The sequence below is a fragment of the Acinetobacter sp. D009 genome (genome assembly GCF_038562025.1).
Taxonomy (GTDB): Bacteria; Pseudomonadota; Gammaproteobacteria; order Pseudomonadales; family Moraxellaceae; genus Acinetobacter; species Acinetobacter pittii.
Genome location: NZ_CP151886.1, coordinates 2,822,577 through 2,843,828, shown reverse-complemented (window position 1 = coordinate 2,843,828; position 21,252 = coordinate 2,822,577). Strand labels below are relative to the sequence as shown.

Sequence of the window (21,252 nt, the reverse complement as noted above, 5' to 3'; positions counted from 1 at the left end):
TTTGATCATGGCAAAGGAAATTTATATTGCGGGTGAATGGCGATTAGGCAGTGGTGCAGTCATTCAAAGCCTTTTTCCGGCAGATCAGTCGGTAAACGCTGAGCTTTCAACAGCAACGCTTGAAGATGTAAATGAAGCAATTGAAAAAGCGGATCAGGCTTGGCGTCAACCGAGCTGGAGAAACAGTTTGCCGCATGAGCGTGCACGTATTCTTTATAAAGTTGCAGACATTATTGAAGCGCGTGTAGATGAATTATCGAAACTGCAAACCCGAGATAATGGGAAGCCTTTAACCGAAACTCGTGGTTTAGTGATGAGCGCGGCGGCAACTGCACGCTATGTTGCTGCGGCATGTGAAACGTTGAACGATGAGCTTACCACTCAACGTGCTCCAGACTTTATGACCATGAGCGTGCATGAACCTGTAGGTGTTGTGGCAGCTATTACCCCTTGGAACTCTCCAATTGCGAGTGAGGTTCAAAAACTTGCTCCAGCTTTGGCAGCAGGAAATGCCGTGGTTTTAAAACCAGCAGAAGCAACTTCACTGATTGCTTTAGAGCTTGCCAAAATTTTTGAAGAGGCTGGTTTACCAAAAGGCTTACTCAGTGTGTTAGTGGGGCGCGGTTCTGTGATTGGTGATGCAATTGCTCAGCACCCATTGGTTCGTAAAATTTCTTTTACAGGTGGAACAACCACAGGTCGTCATTTGGCACATATTGCCGCAGACAAACTGATTACTACTTCACTTGAGTTAGGTGGTAAGTCACCAACCATCGTTTTACCAGATGCAGATGTCGAACTGGCTGCTAAAGGTGTGGCGTACGGAATTTTTAGCTCGGCAGGCCAAGCGTGTATCGCAGGTTCTCGCTTGTTTATTCATAGCAGTCTTTACGATCAGTTTTTAACGCGTTTGGTTGAAATTACCAAATGCTTACGTGTGGGCCATCCAGAACAAGCGGGTGTGCATTTAGGGCCACTGGTCAATGACAAACATTTGCAGTCAGTTGACCGCTATGTACAGCTTGCTAAAAGCGAAGGTGGTCAAGTTTTGATTGGTGGAGAGGCACTTACCACTGGTGACTATGCCAAAGGAAGCTATTACTTACCAACCATTATCACGGGCTTAAATAACAGTGCTCAAACCTGTCAGGAAGAAATTTTTGGCCCTGTTTTAGTCGTTATGAAATATGACAACGAGCAAGATTTAATTGCCCAAGCCAATGACAGTTGTTTTGGTCTTGCCGCAGGTATTTGGACTGAAAGCTATCGTAAAGCTTGGCGTATTGCACGTGCATTAGAAGTGGGAACGGTATGGATTAATACCTACAAAAAGTTCTCGATTAGTGCGCCTTTTGGTGGCTTTAAAGACAGTGGGATTGGGCGTGAAAAAGGCCGTTTGGGCATTTTATCGTACATGCAACAAAAGAGTATTTATATGGGACTGAATGAACAGCCTAACCCTTGGTGCGATTAATAAATTCAAGGACTGAAAAAACAAATTTTGAGGAACAGAAATGACTGAACGTGTAAATGTAGGCGAAGCAATCGCAAGAGTTTTAGAAGCGCACCAAGTTGATAGTATTTATGGTGTTATTTCCATCCACAATTTACCTATTGCAGATGCAGTAGGGCGCCGTGAAAAAATGCGCTTTGTCGCAGCCCGTGGTGAAGCGGGTGCGGTCACCATGGCAGATGCACACTCACGCTTTAAAGGCCTAGGTGTAGCGTTGACCAGTACAGGGGCTGGTGCAGGTAATGCGGTAGGTTCATTGATAGAAGCAATGAATGCTGGTAGTCCTGTATTGCATTTAACGGGTCAAGTTGAGCGTGAATATCTCGACCGTGATGCAAGCTTCATTCACGAAACCAAAGATCAACTTACATTTTTACGTGCATCAAGCAAAGCAGCATTTCGTATTACCAGTCCAGACAATGCAGTTGGCGTAATTCGTGAAGCCATTCGTGTAGCAACTACAGTTCCAATGGGACCAGTTAGTGTTGAGTTACCAATTGATGTACAGGCAGCAGAAATTGATTTGCCACTTAACTTAGGGCCAGTCAAAGCACTTGAGTTACCACAGGCAGAGCAAGCAGAAATTGATCTTCTTGTAAGCGAAATCAAAAAAGCAAAACGTCCGATTTTCTGGATTGGCGGTGGAACTTTAAATAGCGTTGCCGAAGTTAAAGCGATTGCAGATTTAGGTATTCCGATTGTGTCATCTACGCACGGCCGTGGTGTGTTGGCAGATGATCATCCACGTAGTTTAGGTGCTTTTCATAACTCGGCAGGTGTTGAGCAGTTATTAAAAGATGCTGACTTAATGGTTGTGGTGGGTTCTCGTTTACGTAGTAATGAAACAAAAACTTATTCGGTTGAATTCCCTGAAAACATTATTCAGGTAGATGCAAACCCAGTGGCTCAGCAACGTAATTACAAAATCCGCAACTTCATTTGTGGCGATGCCAAAGATGTCTTAACACGTGTGTTAGAACAGCTTCAAGGAACTTCAAAAGTTGATGCCGATTACGATGCTGCTGTAGTGGCGGCTAAACAAGCTGCAATTGATGCACTGCGTAAACAAATCGATCAGTACGCATTAATTTGTGATCACTTGCGTGCAGCTTTACCTCAAGACGGTATTTTTGTACGTGACATCACCATGTCGGGTAGTACATGGGGCAGTCGTTTATTCCCAGTACAAGCACCAAACCAAAACATCCACTCACTCGCGGGTGCAATTGGTTTAGGCCTTGCAACAGCAATCGGTGCTTCAGTTGCTAACCCTGATAAAAAAGTAATTGGTTTAGTCGGTGATGGCGGCTTAATGCTGGGTATTGGTGAAATTGCAACTATGGTGCAAGAAAACACCAACATGGTCTTAATGATTATGAATGACGGTGGTTATGGCGTAATGCGTGGCATTCAAAATAACTACTTTGGTGGTCGTCAGTATTTCAATGAATTGCATACGCCAGACTACAAACTTCTTGGCGAATCAATGGGTGTGAAAAGCTGGAAAGTGGGTAGTGCAGATGAGTTTAAAACGGTTATTCAAGAGGCTGTTGCTTTTGAAGGGCCAACCGTGATTGAGCTCGATATGAACTCGATTGGACCATTAAACTTCGCGGGTCCACCGCAAAAGAAACTGTATTAACCAGTTTGGATGGTTTAGTACATATGCGATGGGAGCTGCTAAGCCATCCTTTTTTTAGATAAATTTTTTTGTCTAAAAAACAATAAAAACGAAGTTTTACAGGTAAAACAAATAAAGTTCCAGCAGGACGCTGGAACTCAATCAAGGATGTAGAGATGAAAAAGACTTCATTGATCATGGCATTCATTGCACCGCTTACGCTGGGGGTAAGCGTCAATGCATTTGCAAAAGACTCATTGCTTGAATGGAAAAGTGATGACGGCACCGACTCATTAAAGTTAGGTGGGGTGGTTCGGTTAAATCAACGCTATGAAGATTGGGAAGGGCCAAACCGTGGTTTTGGTAAGCTCCATTTTGATATTTTCAGGGTCGATCTAAAAGGTAAATTTGATGATGCCTATATCAATGCCAGCTATATGGTTCAAGACCAACAGAAAACGTCCATTGAAAAAGCATATGTTGGCTATAACTTAGATGCCAATAACAGCATTGAAGCAGGTCTAGTTTATAAACCTTTTACGATTTATCCTTACCCGCAAAATGGCTGGACCTACCACATCCCATTCTTTTTAGGTTATGGCAATAACATTGCGCCGGGGATTAACTGGAATTATCACGACAAAGATTGGGATGTAAAACTCGGTTATTACCCGCAAATGTTAGAGACTAACTTGCGTTATTCACCAGAAAGTGCAACTTATGATGACTTGGCAGGAAACGCATTTCCATCTCAAAAAGCCTATCAAAATGAAAAGCGCAATCAGGTGAATACCCGTATTGTTCGCAAATTAGAAACTGATTTTGGTAAGCAAGAGTTCGGTGTATCGGGTGCAATTGCTCAGTTGCATAATGATATTACCGATAAAGACGGTAAATATTATGCAGTCGGTTTGCATACCGAAAACAACTATAAGCGCTTTAACTTACAAAGTTCGCTCATCCACTATCAGTACGATGCTAAAAATCCGGATGGTGTAAATAGTGATATGACTTTGATGGGGGCAAATGGTCTTACGCCAGCCTATTTCATTGCTTCGGAAGGAACCATTGCCAGTTTAAACCTTGCTTATACATTGCCTGTGACTAATATGGGCAAGCTAAAAGCGATTAAGTTTTATAATGACTATAGTTATCTCGAAAAAAAACGTGATGATTGGTCGGATTCGCAAATGAACACTACAGGGATGATGTTTATTGCTTCACCATTTATGGTTTGGGCAGATTATACGTGGGGTAAAAACTCCAACATTATTGGTGGCTCGACCAACTCAACGGGTTATACCTCTGCCACTTCGCCAAATAGCGATAAATGGCTATACCGTATTAACTTTAATATCGGCTTTACTTTCTAAAGTAAGCAGCAATAAAAAACCACGCAATCAGCGTGGTTTTTTATTTAATAAGTGAAAATTTTTAATACCTGTTTTTTTCAAACTTATTCCAAAATACAAAGGCAGTCACAAAGGCCAAAATGGTTAGCGCGAAAATATAATACATCGCACCAATATCACTATATTGACTGAGCCAATGCACTAAAGGCAGGGTCATACCACCAACAATTGCATATGACAAATTATAAGAAAATGAAATGCCAGAGAAACGCACAGGCGCGGGGAACATTTTAACCATACTGCTCGACACCATGCCGACAGTACCAGAGCATAGACCCAACAACATATATAAACCAAAAATGGTTGAATGTGCGGCATGTCCTAAACTGTTATAAAAAACTGCCGCTGTAACTGCCACAGCAAGCGCACCGACCATCATGACTTTGCCACAGCCAAAACGGTCAGCAAAATAGCCAGCCAAAATACAACCCACCATTTGCATAACAATGGCTGCACTTTGCATTTCAAAAGTCTGCGCGCGCTCAAAGCCAAATGAACCAATCAATAAATTGGGCATGGCTAAAATCACCACCACCACGCAGCCCGTTAAAAACCACGTAAATAACATACCAATCGCAACGGCTGTTTTATGCGTTTTTAAGACTTGTTTTACGGGCATTTCTTTTGAGATTTCTTTACGAGCCTGCATGGCTTTAAACACAGGCGTTTCTTTTAAATAAGTTCGTAAATAAAGTGCAACCAAACCAAAAATACCACCTGCAATGAAAGGAATACGCCATGCCCAGTCATGGATTTGTCCTTCACTAAAATTCAGTGAAATCCATAAAGACATGAGCGCGCCTAGTAAAATTCCTAAAGACAGCCCAGCGGTGAGTAAACCATTTGCCAGTCCAATTTTTCTTTCAGGTACATGTTCAGACACAAATGTCCATGCGGCTGGAATTTCCCCCCCAATTGCAATACCTTGTACTACACGCATGAGTAATAAAAGTAGCGGTGCCAAATACCCAATATTTTCAAAAGTTGGCAATATCCCGATAAAAAGGGTAGGCAGTGCCATCAGCAAAATAGAAAGTGAAAATAACTTTTTGCGCCCAACCAAATCACCAAAATGGGCCATAACAACCCCGCCTAAAGGCCTAAAAAAGTAACCTGCTGCAAAAATACCGTAAGTATTAAGCATGGCCCAAAAAGGGCTAAGCGTGCTTGGGAAAAAGAGGTCGGAAATGATTTTGGCGTAAAACACATAAATCACAAAATCGTAAAATTCTAAAGCTCCACCCAATGAAGAAAGGGCGAGGGTTCGTTTATCTTCTTTATTAAGATAGTTCGCATCCTGCAAAGTTAATTCCTGATCCATTTTTTACTTAATTGTTGTAATTGAAGTTTGGATATTAATGGAAAAGTGAAGTAAAAGTAAATGGAGGAAATTTGTTCTATATAGCAACGTCGATTGGACTTACTCAGAACAAAAAGCTTTAAAACAAAAAACGCTTTAGATGAAACAAAAACAGATGTAGGAATGACTTTTCTTTTGAGTCGTTCAGCGACACAATAAAACTTGTCATAGCCAGTTTAATGAGAGATTCAAAGGATGAGTGTAGTTCTACCTGTCGCGAAGCGTGGCGAAGATATTTTAAAACTAATTGCGGCTCCCGTTTCGGTAAATGAGTTAAACAGTAATTGGCTTTATCAGCTTGCTGACGCTATGCATGCAACAATGCTTGAGCGTAATGGAGTAGGGATTGCCGCACCGCAAATTTATATCTCTAAACGTGTCATTATTGTGGCATCTCGACCAAACCCACGCTATCCCGATGCACCTGAAATGGAAGCAGTGGTCATGGTGAATCCTGAAATTTTAGAGTTCTCAGACGAAGTTTGTTTAGGTGAAGAAGGCTGCTTAAGTGTGCCAGACGAACGTGGACAAGTTGAACGCGCAGAAATGGTTAAGGTGAAATATTTAACACTTCAGGGCGAGACGGTGGAAACGATTTTTCATGGTTTTCCTGCTCGCATTGTTCAACATGAGGTCGATCATTTAAATGGGATTTTGTTTGTAGAAAGAATAAGCTAATCTTCAGTTTAAAGTTTTGAAAAACCTATAATGAGCTTGAAAAGGATAAGTCATCGGAATTACAATACTTATAGCGTGATATTTAAATCATTACAAAAGATATAATTTTAATATTATCAGCAGGTTGTGCTGAAATTTTACGCGATGTTGTAAATCTCCTCATTTAAGGTTACTAACCATGCAAACCCCTCTCCCAGATTATTTGGCAAATGTTATAGAAGCCTGTGACATCGATAACAGCGGTCATCTCGCCGATTATATTCCTGAGTTGGCAAATGCAAACCCAAATCGATTAGCTTTAGCAATGTCTACGGTAGATGGTGAAATTTATTCGGTCGGCGATGATGATGTTGAATTCACCATACAATCAATTTCTAAACCATTTGTATATGCTTATGTTTTACAACAGCTTGGCATTGATGCAGTACTTGCGAAAGTAGGGGTAGAGCCTTCTGGTGAAGCCTTCAATGAAATTTCATTAGGTAAAGATGGACGTCCAAAAAATCCGATGATTAACTCTGGCGCAATTACTGTACATTCCTTGATTCAGGTCAAGCATGGTTTACATAGCGCAGAAATTCTACGCCGTTTTATGAGCGAGCTTGCTGGTCGTGAATTAAGTTTTGATGAGTCTGTCTATGATTCGGAAGTCAAAACAGCCTACCGTAATCTTTCGATCGGTTATATGTTGCGAACGGTGGGGATTTTGGAAACTGACCCTGTCGATATTGTGAATGGTTACATTCGTCAATGTGCAATCATGGTTACAGTTAAAGACTTGGTACGTATGGGCAGTGTACTTGCTAATGGCGGGGTCGATCCTAGAACTGGAAAGCGCCTATTGAATCGATCTGTAGTTAGACAAGTGCTCAGTGTCATGATGAGCTGTGGTATGTATGATGCCGCGGGTGACTGGCTTTCAACTGTAGGTATTCCTGCTAAAAGCGGTGTAGCAGGGGGTATTTTGGGTGTGCTACCGGGGCAGGTCAGTATCGCTGCTTTTTCACCTCGACTAGATGAGCATGGTCATAGTGTTCGAGGTATTGATATTTTAGAACGATTATCTCGTGACATGGGATTACATCTCATGGAAGGTACACCTTCTGCCCAGACCATTGTACAAAGTCATTACCGTACAGGAAAAGATGCATCATTAAGTGTGTATGTGCTTCGGGGCGTATTGAAATTTACCGAAGCTGAAATGTTGTTGCGTATTTTACAAGACGAGACAACTGATCAAAGCACTATCGTGATTGATTTAACCCAGATTTCACTTATCCACGATGTGGGTAAACGTATGTTTTTAGAAGGCGTAGACCGTCTGATTGATGATGGCCATACTCTTGTTTTAGTCGACCCTGAACAGCGCCTAGACCATGCCAGAACTGGTAAAGATCGAGAACTGCATGTCTATCATGATTTTGATGATTTGCTCGAAAAGCATGACCTACCTGCAAAAAAAAAGACTTATAGCGACATCGCGGCACTTCTAAACTGCTGAGGTGTTTTTCCTAGATGTCGCTTAAACATTGCACTGAACGCGCTGGGGTTTGTATACCCCAGTGACTCTGAAATTTGGGCAATAGATTCACCATTCGCGATTTTACTTAAGGCAAGTGCAATATGCATTTGTTGCAACCATGCCCGATATGACAGCCCAGTTTCTTTTTGGAACATACGCATTAGGGTTCTAGAACTGGCACCAATATCATCAGCCCAATCTGTTAAATCTTTTGAACTGTCAGGCGTATGTAATAACTCTTGGCAAATTTTTAAGAGTCTTTTGTCTTTCGGCCACGGAATCTGAATAGGCAATAAATTGGCCCGATGTATTTCTTCAAAAATCAAAATTTGTAAAGAACGGGAAAGCTCTTGAGAGGTTGCTGTATTTGGAGTTTCCTCACGTTCAATTTCATTTAAACGAATCAAAAGCTCATGCAACAGGTTGCTCACCCGAATAATAAAACAATGTTGTCCCATTAAAGCTGCTGCATTTACTTCAACCAATGCCGTATTTAACTTCACGTGACTCAGTGAAATCACGCTGTGCTCTACATGTGCTGGAATCCATAACGCGCACATGGGCGGCACAATCCACACATGATTGGGCGTAAAAACTTGAATGTTTCCAGTGGACGCATATAAAAACTGCGCACGTGTATGCGTATGGGTAGGCGTGATTTCTCGGTAAGAATGCTCAGAAGATAGCCCAATCACAAGTTCAGATAAATCAGGCTGAATAAGAGAATCGGACATAAACTATCCTAAAAATTGTCACTTATACGATGATTATTGGAAGATAACTTTATAAGCGACAATTTACAATAAGCATCTCATTTAAAAATATTGGAGTTTTTCAGGTATGACGTCTTCAATACAATTGAAAGATGGTATTGCCAATACCGTTGCAAATGATCAGCCTCAAGGAATGATTATTAAAATTGTAGGCGCCGTGGCAGTCGCGCATTTACTGAATGATTTAATTCAGGCAGTGCTACCAGCCATCTATCCAATGCTAAAAGCAAACTTTGCGCTGAGTTTTGCGGAGGTTGGCCTGATCTCGTTTGTATATCAAATTACAGGTTCACTGCTACAGCCTTGGATTGGACTTTATACCGATAAACATCCAAAACCATATCTTCTTCCACTTGGAATGGTTGTCACATTCTGTGGCATTATCTTGTTAGCATTTTCACCAAGTTTTGCTGTGTTGTTATGTGCATCTGCGCTTATTGGGGTGGGGTCTGCAACATTTCATCCAGAAGCTTCACGTGTGGCACGAATGGCATCGGGCGGGCGCTTCGGTACAGCTCAGTCGACTTTTCAGGTGGGCGGAAACACGGGTACAGCCATTGGCCCATTGTTAGCAGCGTTATTGATTGTTCCATTTGGGCAGCATGCAGTTGCGGGTTTGGTGATATTTGCACTTTTAGCGATTTGGGTTTTATTTGGCGTAAGCCGTTGGACAGTGAGCCATGCTAAAAGTCAGGTGGTTGCACGTGCTACCCAAGTACATAGTAAATTGCATGGCCGTAAGCTGATTATTGCTTTGAGCACAATTAGTGTGTTGATGTTTGCTAAATTTACCTACATTGCCAGCATTAGTAACTACTTTACTTTTTACTTAATTCAAAAGTTCCATATCAGCATTCAAACGGCTCAGTTGCATTTGTTTGCCTTTTTGGCAGCCGTTGCTTTAGGTACGTTTGCAGGTGGCCCAATTGGTGACAAAATTGGCCGTAAAGCAGTGATCTGGGTTTCATTTATTGGTATGGCACCGTTTGCATTAATGATGCCGTTTGCAAACCTATTTTGGACAACGGTTTTCTCAATTATTGCAGGTTTAGTGTTGTCGTCTGCTTTTGCAGCGATGGTAGTTTACGCACAAGAAGCCGTTCCGGGCCGTGTGGGTATGATTGCAGGTCTTATGTTTGGTCTTATGTTTGGGGTAAGTGGTATTGCCGCAGCTGGGTTAGGACATTTAGCCGATATTAACGGCATTGAATGGGTATTTGGTTTATGTTCATTGTTGCCATTACTTGGTTTTGCAACTGCATTTTTACCCAACACAAAAGTAAAATAAATGAAAAGACTCTCAGCCATATTTAGCTGAGAGTCTTTTTAATATGAACATAGCCTCATTGAAAAGATTATTTTTGAACACCAAACTTAAATACGGTGACACTGTTATAAGTTTGATTTGGATTTAAACGTGTAGAAGGGAAAGCTGATTGATTCGGGCTATCTGGAAAATGCTGTGTTTCTAATGCTAGCGCATCTGCTTGTCGATAGAGTACGCCATTTGCACCAGTAACATTTCCGAGTAAATGATTGGCTGTATACATTTGAACGCTTGGTTCAGTGGTTAAAACCTGCATGGTTCGTTTAGATTTTGGGTCAACCACAATAGCTGCAAGATTGAGTTTCCCTTGAGACTTTTGATTAATTACCCAAGTTTGGTCATAGCCATATCCATAGGCCAATTGCTGATTATTCGCTCGAATATCTTTCACAATAGCCTTAGGCGTCCGAAAATCAAAAGGTGTACCTGCAACCGAAGCTATTTCACCTGTGGGTAAAGAGTTTTGATCGGTTACTAATATACGGTCTGCATTGAGTTGTACCACATGATCTAGCACGCCATAAGGGTTATTGCCAGCGCCTGATAAGTTGAAATAACTGTGGTTGGTGAGATTGACGACTGTCGGTTGATCAGTTTTGGCTTTATATTCGATCTGGAATTCATTTTGATCTGAAAGACTGTAGATTACTTCTACATCTAATTTTCCGGGAAAACCTTGATCACCATTTGGACTGGTTAACTTAAGAGAAGCTTTAACGGTTTCACCTTTAGAAACGAGGGGCTTAACTTGCCAAACACGTTTATCAAAACCGGGATTACCGCTATGTAATGAATTCGGCCCATTATTTTTTTCAAGGTTATACGTTTTTCCATCTAAGTTAAATTTAGCATTGCCAATACGGTTCGCATAACGACCAATTAATCCGCCAAAATGAATGCCTTCCTTGGTATCAGTGACTTCATAACCTTTTAGATCATCAAAGCCCAAAACAATATTATTTTGTTTGCCTTGTGCATCGGGAGTCAAAATCTGTGTAATTACACCACCGAAGCTAATAAAAGATATCGAGACTCCTTTGTTATTGCTCATGGTATATAAATCAACTTTTTGACCGTCTTGAGTCGTACCATATGGTTTTACATTTAATGTGGCTGCATTGGTAAGTTGTGCAAAGCTATAAATCGTAATACCTAAAATTACTAATTTTTTCATGTTTATACTCTATTTTTTAATAGTAAGACTGGATGAATATAAGATTGATTTTTCATCTTTTTAAAGAGGTTTTTATTATAGATAGTGTTAATGATGCTTAGTGCCATTAACTCTAAATATTGAACAAACTTGCACAATTTAAGGTTATAAAGAAATTAATCTTATGAGTAAAACTCAACGGTAAGCTATTTTTATGATTCATCCCGACTCGGTTTTAAAATTTTCACTTGGTCTAAATAGTCTCTCGTTTGATTTAGATAGCCAACACCTTCACCTTGAGCAGGGCTTAGGTTTTATTAATTCAAAAAGTATTAGCAATGGTGTTATTGATGAGCTTGCGATTGAAAAGATGATTTATTTCATTGAAGAAATCATCGAGTCGCAGCCCCTCAGAAATTTAAATATAAGTGGTGTAGCTGTTACCTCTGATGCTGTTATGACACAACTGAGTCAGTTATTTTTTAATGCTAAAAAGCAAATCAGCCGTACTGAGCTTGAGCATGGATTTAATGGTTTTATTGAACGTTTAAGTTACTACACAAACCAAGTGGCTCCAAATCAGCTTTATATTTTTACCTACTTTGTATTTGTTCGAGAAATGATGCATCACTTAAGAGTTGAGGAAATTCAAATCATTTAATAATTACTTTCTCAATCCGCTAACTCATCATGAATCCAGTTTAAAAACAGCTCAATTTTAGGAATAAATTGGTGGGTTCGTGGATACACCAAATGATGAGCAGAGATAGGAATCGATAGCTCATCTGCAAAAACTCTAACTAATTTTCCAGATTCCAAATAATTTTGAGTAAGCAAATTACTCTCCAAAACAAAACCTAGTCCGTGTGTAGCTGCTTCAAGTGACATATAAGAGCGGTCAAAACTCAAAGTGTAGGGAAACTCAGGAATGCTTAAACCCTGATGGGCAAACCACTGCGGCCAAGTAACTAAAGTTGAACGCGATAAAATCAGTTCTTTCTTTAATAAATCTTGAGGTTTATTTACTGGACTACGTTCAAGTAGCTTAGGAGATGCAAGTACTTCTAGTTTTTCATTACGAATCGTTCTGATTTCTACCCCTGTCCAGTTGGGCAAACCATGACGAATATCAATGTCGATCTTGTCGCGGGTAAAGTGCAAGTTTTCATAAGAACACGAAAGATTGACCTGAATCATTGGGAACTTTTCTTTAAATGACTCGAGGCGAGGGAGCAACCAAAGCAAACCAAAACTTGGGGATGAATGAATATATAAACTGTCTTTAGGGCTTTTATCGGCAGCTTTTTCAGTGGCTAACATTAGATTATGCAAAATGGTGGTGACATCTTGAAAATAGCGCTCGCCAGAAGGGGTAAGCGTCACACCACGGGCACCACGAATAAATAAACTCTGCCCAATCATTTCTTCAAGCTTAGCAATTTGATGACTTACTGCTGAAGGGGTGAGATTCAAATGCTCGGCTGCCTTGGCAACATTGCCGAAACGGGCGGTTTGTTCAAAAGCCTGTAATGTTTTAATTGAGGGCATGTGGTTGAAATTGTTTTCACTACTATCCATGAAATGATCCGTTTTTATCCCTAAAACTTATTTGAAAATAGCATAGGCATGAATTTTTTTCATGCCTTGTTGAATTCGACATGATTGCTGGGCTTTGTGAAAAAAGAGATTCTAAGTCAGAACTCAGGAAATAAAGCGTAAAAGAGGATTGAACATGTTACTACAAGGAAAAGTGGCATTAATTACCGGTGCAGCATCAGAACGTGGAATTGGGCGAGCAACCGCAGAAATCTTTGCACAACAGGGTGCCAAAGTCATTATTGTTGATTTAGATCTTGCTCAAAGCCAAAACGCTGCAAAAGCGCTTGGTGAAGGACATTTAGGCCTTGCTGCAAACGTTGCGAACGAAGAACAGGTCAAAGTAGCTGTTGAACAAGCACTACAGCACTATGGCAAGATTGATATTTTAATTAACAATGCTGGTATTACTCAGCCAGTTAAAACCCTTGATATTCAACGTAATGACTATGACCGTATTTTAGATGTCAGCCTCCGCGGAACATTGATTATGTCGCAAGCGGTTATTCCATCTATGAAAGCAAACGGTGGTGGAAGTATTGTCTGTCTATCTTCAGTTTCAGCACAACGTGGTGGTGGTATTTTTGGCGGGCCACACTATAGCGCTGCCAAAGCAGGCGTGTTAGGTCTGGCAAAAGCGATGGCTCGTGAGTTTGGTGCTGATCAGATTCGTGTAAATTCTCTTACTCCAGGTCTAATCCAGACTGATATTACTGGCGGTTTAATGAATGATGACCGTCGTCACGACATTTTGGCAGGTATTCCACTCGGCCGCTTAGGTAAAGCGCAAGATGTTGCAAATGCAGCATTATTTTTGGCAAGTGATCTGTCAGCTTACTTAACTGGTGTCACACTCGATGTAAATGGTGGCATGCTGATTCATTAATCGCTCACTATTTCAAAACTAAAAATAGAATGATGGTCACAAGAGGATACTGTGGCCAAATGTAAAGGGATTCGCATGATGGATACAGTATTTTCATCTGAAGTAGATACGGCGGTTCGTAAATCTGCCTATCGAAAAATTGCATTTCGGCTCATGCCATTTTTAATGCTTTGTTATTTTTGTGCCTATTTAGATCGAGTAAACGTGGGTTTTGCCAAGCTCCAAATGATGAGCGATTTACAGTTTAGTGAAGCTGTATATGGTCTAGGCGCAGGGATTTTCTTTATTGGTTATTTCCTCTGTGAAGTACCAAGTAACATTGTACTTCACAAGGTAGGCGCAAGACGTTGGATTGCCCGAATCATGATTACATGGGGCATTTTGTCAGGTTGTTTTGCTTTTGTTCAAACCGAATGGCAATTTTACACCTTACGTTTTTTGCTTGGTGTTGCTGAAGCTGGACTAGCTCCGGGTTTGTTGCTCTACCTCACTTATTGGTTTCCATCTTACCGCCGTGCACGCATGACCGTACTTTGGTTTATCGCGATTCCAATTTCAGGAATGATTGGTGGACCACTTTCAGGCTTAATCATGGACCGAATGAGCGGCGTACATGGCTGGTTTGGATGGCAGTGGATGTTTGTAATTGAAGCCATTCCTACTGTACTTGTTGGCCTGCTTGTACGTGCTGTTTTAAAAGATTCAGTTCAAGACGCCAACTGGTTAACCCAAGATGAAAAGAACTTGGTGAAGCAAGAACTTGCTCAGGATAACCAGCACAAAGAAGGTCATGCTAGCGTCAAAGAGTTCATTGCAGATAAACGCTTATGGCTACTGGCAGGTATTTACTTTTGTGTCGTGATGGGGCAATACGCCATTACATTTTGGCTACCAACTCTCATTCGTAACTCGGGCATTAGTGATAACTGGCATATCGGTTTGCTCACCAGTCTGCCTTATATGTGTGCCATTGTGGTCATGATTTTGGCAGGGCGTAGCGGTGACCATTTTCAAGAGCGCCGCTGGCACTTAATTATTCCGATGTGTGCAGGCGCTATAGCACTCACATTTGCGACTTTATTCGCTTCAAATCTAACGCTCTCTTTAATTTGCCTTTGCATCGCAGCCTCAGGTGTGCTGACGGCATCCTCTTTATTCTGGATGTTACCGACCAACTTTTTGGGTGGTGTTTCCGCAGCGGCAGGTATTGCAGCAGTGAATAGCTTCGCCAATCTTGCAGGATTTTGCTCACCTTATTTAATCGGTTGGGTCACCACCAACACAGGTTCAAATGCAATCGGCATGTTCTTAATCACAGCAGTATTAATTTTCGGTGCCAGTCTGGTTCTGCGTGTTCCGGCAAAACTGGTCAATCGTTAATAAGGAATAGTAAATGACAATGTTAAATGTTGATAAAGCAGGCCAAATTGCCGAGTTGCAACAACGTGCCTACCACATTCGCCAACATGCTTTACGTATGGGGCAAGTACAGGGGCAAGGTTATGTTGGGCAAGCCTTAGGGGCAGCGGATTTGCTCGCCGTGTCTTATTTTCATGCCATGAAATATCAGCCAGAAAACCCTGAATGGGAAGGCCGTGACCGTTTTTATCTTTCTATTGGGCACTATGCAATTGCACTCTATGCAGCCTTAATTGAAGCAAAAATTATCCCACTTGAAGAACTTGAAACCTACGGTGCAGATGACAGTCGTCTACCGATGTCGGGTATGGCTTCCTATACACCTGGCATGGAAATTACAGGTGGCTCATTGGGTCATGGTCTTGGAATTGCAGTCGGCGCATGTCTAGGACTGAAACAGAAAAAATCAGATGCTTTTGTCTATAACTTACTGTCCGATGGGGAGCTAAATGAAGGCTCAACATGGGAGGCTGTGATGTCTGCTTCTCATTGGAAACTAGATAACTTGATTGCCATCATTGATGTGAATAATCAGCAGGCAGATGGACATTCCAGCGAAATTTTAGCGTTTGAGCCAATTGTTGATCGTTGGCAGTCTTTTGGTTGGTACACCCAACGTGTGGATGGCAACAACATGGAAGCTTTGCTTGAAGCATTCGATCAGGCACGAAACTATAAGGGAACATGCCCACGCGTCATTATTTGTGACACCAAAATGGGTAAAGGCGTGTCGTTCTTGGAAAGCCGCGAAAAAACACACTTTATTCGTGTTGATGAACATGAATGGGACGACGCTTTAAATATTTTGACCCACTACGGACAGTAAGGAATATACCATGAGCCAGTTAGCCAATCCTTCTAAGAAAAAACTAACCACTTCGGCAATGATTGCTTCTATTGCTGCCGAGGGGCAACCTACCAAACCAGCACCATTTGGACATGCACTGAATGCCTTGGCAAAAGAGCGTGACGATATTGTGGGGTTATCCGCAGATTTATCAAAATATACAGACCTACATATTTTTGCCAAAGAAAACCCAGACAAGTTTTTCCAAATGGGCATGGCAGAACAACTTTTGATGAGCGCAGCAGCAGGACTTGCTCGTGAAGGATTTGTTCCTTTTGCGACGACCTATGCCGTGTTTGCATCACGCCGTGCCTACGATTTTATTTGTATGGCAATTGCAGAGGATAACCTGAATGTCAAAATTGTGGCGGCACTTCCGGGGTTAACCACGGGCTACGGCCCAAGTCATCAGGCAACGGATGATATTGCAATTTTCCGTGCTATGCCGAACTTGATGGTTATCGATCCATGTGATGCCTTGGAAATCGAACAGGCAATTCCTCAGATTGCCGCGCATAATGGCCCCGTATATATGCGTTTATTGCGTGGTCAGGTTCCATTAGTGCTCGATAAATACAACTACCAGTTTAAATTGGGTAAGGCACAGGTGATTAAACCCGGTAAAGACTTACTCATTATTTCGACTGGTTTATTGACCATGCGTGCGCTTGAGGCAGCCGAAGAGCTTGAAAAAGAGGGCATTGAGGTTTCAGTGCTACATGTACCGACCATTAAGCCTCTAGATGAACAAACTATTTTAGATGAAGTCACAAAAGGTGGCCGACCTGTTTTAACTGCCGAAAATCATTCAGTCATTGGTGGGTTAGGAGAAGCTGTTGGCTCACTACTTCTAAGAAATGGTCAACATCCTCGTTTTGACATGATTGGTTTGCCAGATGCATTTTTAGATGCAGGCGCATTACCCACTTTGCATGATCGATATGGTATTTCAACTGAAGCAGTTAAAGAGAAGATTAAGTCACATTTGAAGTAAAAAGATTAAATTTTTAAATTGAAAAGGGCGTGATGGAATTTCCCTCACGCCTATTTTTTAATCAGGTTTATTTATATCAACTTAAGCAATCGAATCATCTAAATTCGGCGCTAACCAACGTTTCGCTTCATCTGGTGTCCAGCCTTTACGTTTTGCATAATCTTCAAGTTGGTCTTGTGAGATTTTACCCACGTTAAAGTATTCACTTTGTGGATGAGAATAATAAAAACCACTTACTGAAGATGGTGGCATCATTGCAAAGTGTTCAGTTAGTTTAGTGCCGATTTTGTCGGTAGAACCTAACCAGTCAAATAATACTGCCTTTTCAGAGTGCTCAGGGCAAGCAGGGTAGCCCGGTGCAGGACGAATACCAACGTATTTCTCTTTAATCAGTTCTTCATTGCTAAGCTGTTCATCCGCTTTATAGCCCCAGAACTCTTTACGAATGCGTTCATGTAAGTGTTCGGCAAAAGCTTCAGCAAAACGGTCTGCCAATGACTGAACTAAGATTGCAGAGTAGTCATCACCTTTGGCTTTGTACTCATTTGCCAGTTCTTCTGCACCAAAAATCGATACAGTGAATCCGCCTAAGTAGTCTTGTTGCTCACGGTCATTACGAATGTAATCTGCCAAAGACAAGTTCGGTTTACCTGTCACTTTGTCAGATTGTTGACGTAAGTGCTCAAAAGTATGCGTAACATTTTGACCCGCTTCATCAAATACGCTCACTGTGTCTGCGTCAGTGCGCTGTGCAGGGAACATACCGAATACGGCACGAGCATCAAAACGGTTGTTGTCGATAATATCTTTCAACATCGCTTGAGCTTGGTTGTACAAATCTGTTGCAGCTTCACCAACCACTTCATCTTCTAAAATTTTCGGGAATTTACCTGCCAAGCTCCAAGAAATGAAGAATGGTGTCCAGTCAAAATACTCTACAAGGGTTGCAAGCGGGTAGTTAGTGAGAACTTGTGTTCCTAAAAGATTTGGTTTTGGTGGTACATAGCTTTCGTCAATTTTAAAACCGTTTTCAACTGACTCAGCATAGGTCAATTTTGCAGCTTTTGGCTGTTTGTTGGCTAAGCGCTCGCGAATCTTGGCATATTCAGCACGGTGCTCTGCAATAAAGTTTCCACGCATTTCTTTCGAAAGGAGAGTGGTTGCAACACCCACCGCACGTGAAGCATCGGCAACATAAATCACAGCATCGTTTTGGTACTGAGGATCAATTTTTACTGCAGTGTGTGCTTTAGAAGTAGTCGCACCACCAATTAATAAAGGAATGTTAAAGCCTTTGCGCTGCATTTCTTTCGCAACAAATACCATCTCATCTAAAGATGGAGTAATCAGACCTGACAAGCCGATGATGTCACATTTTTCATCAATTGCAGTTTGTAAGATTTTCTCGCAAGGGACCATCACGCCAAGATCAACAATGTCATAACCATTACAGCCGAGTACTACACCTACAATATTTTTACCAATATCGTGTACGTCGCCCTTAACAGTTGCTATCAGGACTTTACCTTTAGATTGGCTACCTGTTTTTTCAGCTTCAATGTACGGGTTGAGCCAAGCCACAGCTTGCTTCATAACACGTGCAGATTTCACAACTTGTGGTAAGAACATTTTGCCCGAACCGAACAAGTCACCAACCACGTTCATACCGTCCATCAAAGCGCCTTCGATTACATCTAAAGGACGTTTGGCTTTGAGGCGAGCTTCTTCGGTATCTTCATCAATGTAAGTGGTAATACCTTTGACTAACGCATATTCAAGACGTTTTTCTACAGATTCATTACGCCATTCAAGGTTCTCGGCTTCTTTTGTAGCACCGCCTTGGCCACGGTATTTTTCAGCCACTTCAAGCAATTTTTCAGTCGCCGCCTGACCAGACTCACCTTGGTTTTGGTTTAAGATGACATCTTCAACAGCTTCTTTTAGCTCGGCTGGAATATCATCATAAATTGCCATTTGGCCGGCATTCACAATACCCATGGTCATGCCTTGCTTGATGGCATGGTACAAGAACACAGAGTGAATGGCTTCACGAACAGGCTCGTTACCGCGGAACGAGAACGAAACGTTCGATACGCCACCAGAAATCATGGCGTGCGGTAAGTTTTGTTTAATCCAACCTGTGGCCTCAATGAAATCGACGCCATAGTTATTGTGTTCTTCAATCCCTGTTGCAACTGCGAACACGTTCGGGTCAAAAATAATATCTTCAGCAGGGAAGCCTACATCGTTAACCAAAATGTCATATGAGCGTTTACAGATTTCACGCTTACGTGCAGCAGTGTCGGCCTGACCTGTTTCGTCAAATGCCATAACAATAATTGCAGCACCATATTGACGGCACAGGCGAGCTTTTTCTACGAACTCGTCATAACCTTCTTTTAAAGAAATCGAGTTAACTACAGGTTTACCTTGTACACATTTTAAGCCAGCTTCAATGATTTCCCATTTTGATGAGTCAATCATGATTGGCACACGTGAAATATCTGGCTCAGAAGCCACAAGGTTTAAGAAATGCACCATCGCATTTTGCGAATCGAGCATCCCTTCATCCATATTAATGTCGATAATCTGTGCGCCAGCTTCCACTTGTTGCTGTGCAACTTCTAAAGCTTCGGCAAAGTTTTCTTCACGGATCAAGCGTAAGAATTTTTTCGAACCTGTAACGTTAGTACGTTCACCCACGTTAACGAACAATGAGTCATCATAAATATTAAATGGTTCTAAACCACTCAAACGGCATGCAGGTACAGTTTCAGGAACTTGACGAGGGGCAATATCTTTTACCGCATTGGCAATCGCACGGATATGATCAGGTGTTGTACCACAGCAACCACCAGTAATATTAATTAAACCGCTTTCTGCAAATTCTTTTAAGAATGCTGCAGTTTGCTCTGGCGTTTCATCATATTCACCAAAAGCGTTTGGTAAGCCTGCATTTGGGTGCGCTGAAACAAACGTATCAGCTACATCGGAAATGGTTTTTACGTGAGGACGCATGGCATCTGCACCAAGCGCACAGTTAAAACCAATCGATAGCAAGTCGCCATGACGTACAGAGTTCCAGAACGCTTCGGCAGTTTGACCTGTTAAGGTACGACCCGATGCATCGGTAATGGTCCCTGAAATCATAATTGGTAATTCGCGACCAATCTGTTTAAAGACTTCTTTTACCGCAAAAATCGCAGCTTTACAGTTTAATGTGTCAAATACGGTTTCAATCAAAATGATATCTGCACCGCCTTCAATCAACGCATGAGTCGCTTCAATATAGTTTTCTTTTAGCTCATCAAAGGTAATGTTACGAAAGGCAGGGTCATTTACATTAGGTGAAATTGAACAAGTACGTGATGTTGGCCCAAGTACACCTGCTACAAAACGCGGTTTATCTGGAGTCGAATACTTTTCACAAGCTGCTTTGGCTAAACGTGCTGCTTCACGGTTAATCTCTGGAACAAGATCTTCCATGTGGTAATCCGACATAGAAACACGCGTGCCGTTAAAGCTGTTGGTTTCAATAATATCTGCACCCGCATCAAGATAAGCTTCATGAATACCTTGAATGATTTGAGGCTGGGTCAGAACCAAAAGGTCATTGTTACCTTTTAAGTCATGTGCCCAATCGGCAAAACGCTCACCACGGTAATCGGCTTCTTCCAATTTATGGCGCTGGATCATAGTTCCCATTGCACCATCAATAATCAGAATGCGTTTAGCAAGAAGCGCTTTTAGGGTGGCAAGCGTAGACATAGAAAACCCCGATCTTTTATATGAATTTAAAAATGCGGCGCTATTGTAACAGAATAGTTGCGCAATTGATGACCTATAACGACCTATCATTTACTGTCATAGATTCATTAAAAACGGCTTTTATGACAAATGAAGGCTGTTTTTTCATCAAATATTCATAAAATGATCATGATATTGAAATATTTCATCTCCAATATTCGGTTTTATGACAGTTGTAGTGTTTAAAAAGTAAGCGTTTAGGTAATTTTTTAGATATTTTTGCTTCAAAAATAGTCATAAAATAGATGGGTGGGGATTTATGTAAATTATTGTATTTAAATAAAAAAATAAAAATCATAGGGGAAAGGTGCATCAAATGAGGTCAAAATGTGAAAAATTGACTT

16 protein-coding genes are annotated in these 21,252 nt (G+C 41.4%); 11 read left to right on the top strand and 5 right to left on the bottom strand.

All coding sequences use genetic code 11. The features are described 5' to 3' along the window. The first annotated feature begins 7 nt into the window (after positions 1–7). The 3 genes from AAC388_RS13570 (at position 8) to AAC388_RS13560 (ending at position 4,507) form a co-directional block, all read left to right on the top strand. A complete protein-coding gene (locus tag AAC388_RS13570; protein WP_342370799.1) occupies positions 8–1,474 on the top strand; it encodes an aldehyde dehydrogenase in 1,467 nt (488 codons plus the stop codon). 40 nt (positions 1,475–1,514) lie between these two features. After that, entirely contained in the window at positions 1,515–3,155 is a 1,641-nt protein-coding gene (locus AAC388_RS13565) for a thiamine pyrophosphate-binding protein (protein WP_342370798.1), read from the top strand. Between the two features lie 155 nt (positions 3,156–3,310). Further along, positions 3,311–4,507, top strand: coding sequence for a hypothetical protein (locus AAC388_RS13560; protein ID WP_342370797.1), 1,197 nt, complete (start codon positions 3,311–3,313; stop codon positions 4,505–4,507). A gap of 61 nt (positions 4,508–4,568) precedes the next feature. Here AAC388_RS13560 and AAC388_RS13555 read toward each other — a convergent pair whose 3' ends face one another. Next, positions 4,569–5,867: an MFS transporter gene (locus AAC388_RS13555; RefSeq protein ID WP_342370796.1), complete on the bottom strand. Its 1,299-nt coding sequence runs from the start codon at positions 5,865–5,867 to the stop codon at positions 4,569–4,571. Between the two features lie 234 nt (positions 5,868–6,101). Here AAC388_RS13555 and def point away from each other — a divergent pair, with 234 nt between their 5' ends. Together def and AAC388_RS13545 are read left to right on the top strand one after the other, a co-directional pair. Then, positions 6,102–6,584: a peptide deformylase gene (def, locus tag AAC388_RS13550; protein WP_032004170.1), complete on the top strand. Its 483-nt coding sequence runs from the start codon at positions 6,102–6,104 to the stop codon at positions 6,582–6,584. A gap of 178 nt (positions 6,585–6,762) precedes the next feature. Further along, complete coding sequence (locus tag AAC388_RS13545; protein ID WP_002060167.1) at positions 6,763–8,085, top strand: glutaminase; 1,323 nt, start codon at positions 6,763–6,765, stop codon at positions 8,083–8,085. Here the strand turns inward: AAC388_RS13545 and AAC388_RS13540 are convergent. Beyond that, positions 8,052–8,840 carry a helix-turn-helix transcriptional regulator gene (locus tag AAC388_RS13540; protein WP_039757072.1) on the bottom strand — a complete coding sequence of 263 codons (789 nt, stop codon included), beginning with the start codon at positions 8,838–8,840 and terminating at the stop codon, positions 8,052–8,054. The two genes, AAC388_RS13545 and AAC388_RS13540, sit on opposite strands and share 34 nt — an antisense overlap. Positions 8,841–8,946: 106 nt before the next feature. Here AAC388_RS13540 and AAC388_RS13535 point away from each other — a divergent pair, with 106 nt between their 5' ends. Beyond that, entirely contained in the window at positions 8,947–10,167 is a 1,221-nt protein-coding gene (locus AAC388_RS13535; RefSeq protein ID WP_342370795.1) for an MFS transporter, read from the top strand. Positions 10,168–10,234: 67 nt separating this feature from the next. On the opposite strand, the gene AAC388_RS13530 is transcribed toward AAC388_RS13535, so the two are convergent. Then, a complete protein-coding gene (locus AAC388_RS13530; RefSeq protein ID WP_130625646.1) occupies positions 10,235–11,380 on the bottom strand; it encodes an aldose epimerase family protein in 1,146 nt (381 codons plus the stop codon). A 193-nt stretch (positions 11,381–11,573) separates the two neighbouring features. Here AAC388_RS13530 and AAC388_RS13525 point away from each other — a divergent pair, with 193 nt between their 5' ends. After that, complete coding sequence (locus AAC388_RS13525) at positions 11,574–12,020, top strand: hypothetical protein (RefSeq protein WP_342370794.1); 447 nt, start codon at positions 11,574–11,576, stop codon at positions 12,018–12,020. An 11-nt stretch (positions 12,021–12,031) separates the two neighbouring features. On the opposite strand, the gene AAC388_RS13520 is transcribed toward AAC388_RS13525, so the two are convergent. Continuing rightward, the gene (locus tag AAC388_RS13520; protein ID WP_081037658.1) at positions 12,032–12,907 is read right to left on the bottom strand and encodes a LysR substrate-binding domain-containing protein; all 876 of its coding nucleotides are present in this window, start codon (positions 12,905–12,907) and stop codon (positions 12,032–12,034) included. Positions 12,908–13,091: 184 nt separating this feature from the next. Here AAC388_RS13520 and AAC388_RS13515 point away from each other — a divergent pair, with 184 nt between their 5' ends. The 4 genes from AAC388_RS13515 to AAC388_RS13500 all read left to right on the top strand — a co-directional run bounded on the left by AAC388_RS13515 (position 13,092) and on the right by AAC388_RS13500 (position 17,101). After that, complete coding sequence (locus AAC388_RS13515) at positions 13,092–13,841, top strand: SDR family NAD(P)-dependent oxidoreductase (RefSeq protein WP_017399062.1); 750 nt, start codon at positions 13,092–13,094, stop codon at positions 13,839–13,841. Between the two features lie 78 nt (positions 13,842–13,919). Continuing rightward, a complete protein-coding gene (locus AAC388_RS13510; RefSeq protein ID WP_342371582.1) occupies positions 13,920–15,221 on the top strand; it encodes an MFS transporter in 1,302 nt (433 codons plus the stop codon). 19 nt (positions 15,222–15,240) lie between these two features. Further along, on the top strand, positions 15,241–16,086 hold the full coding sequence (locus tag AAC388_RS13505) for a transketolase (protein ID WP_057093946.1): 846 nt from the start codon (positions 15,241–15,243) through the stop codon (positions 16,084–16,086). Between the two features lie 10 nt (positions 16,087–16,096). Next, positions 16,097–17,101: a transketolase C-terminal domain-containing protein gene (locus AAC388_RS13500; protein WP_342370793.1), complete on the top strand. Its 1,005-nt coding sequence runs from the start codon at positions 16,097–16,099 to the stop codon at positions 17,099–17,101. Positions 17,102–17,182: 81 nt separating this feature from the next. On the opposite strand, the gene metH is transcribed toward AAC388_RS13500, so the two are convergent. Continuing rightward, positions 17,183–20,869 (bottom strand): methionine synthase, encoded by a 3,687-nt coding sequence (gene metH / locus AAC388_RS13495; protein ID WP_342370792.1) that lies wholly within the window; start codon positions 20,867–20,869, stop codon positions 17,183–17,185. Between the last annotated feature and the right edge of the window lie 383 nt (positions 20,870–21,252).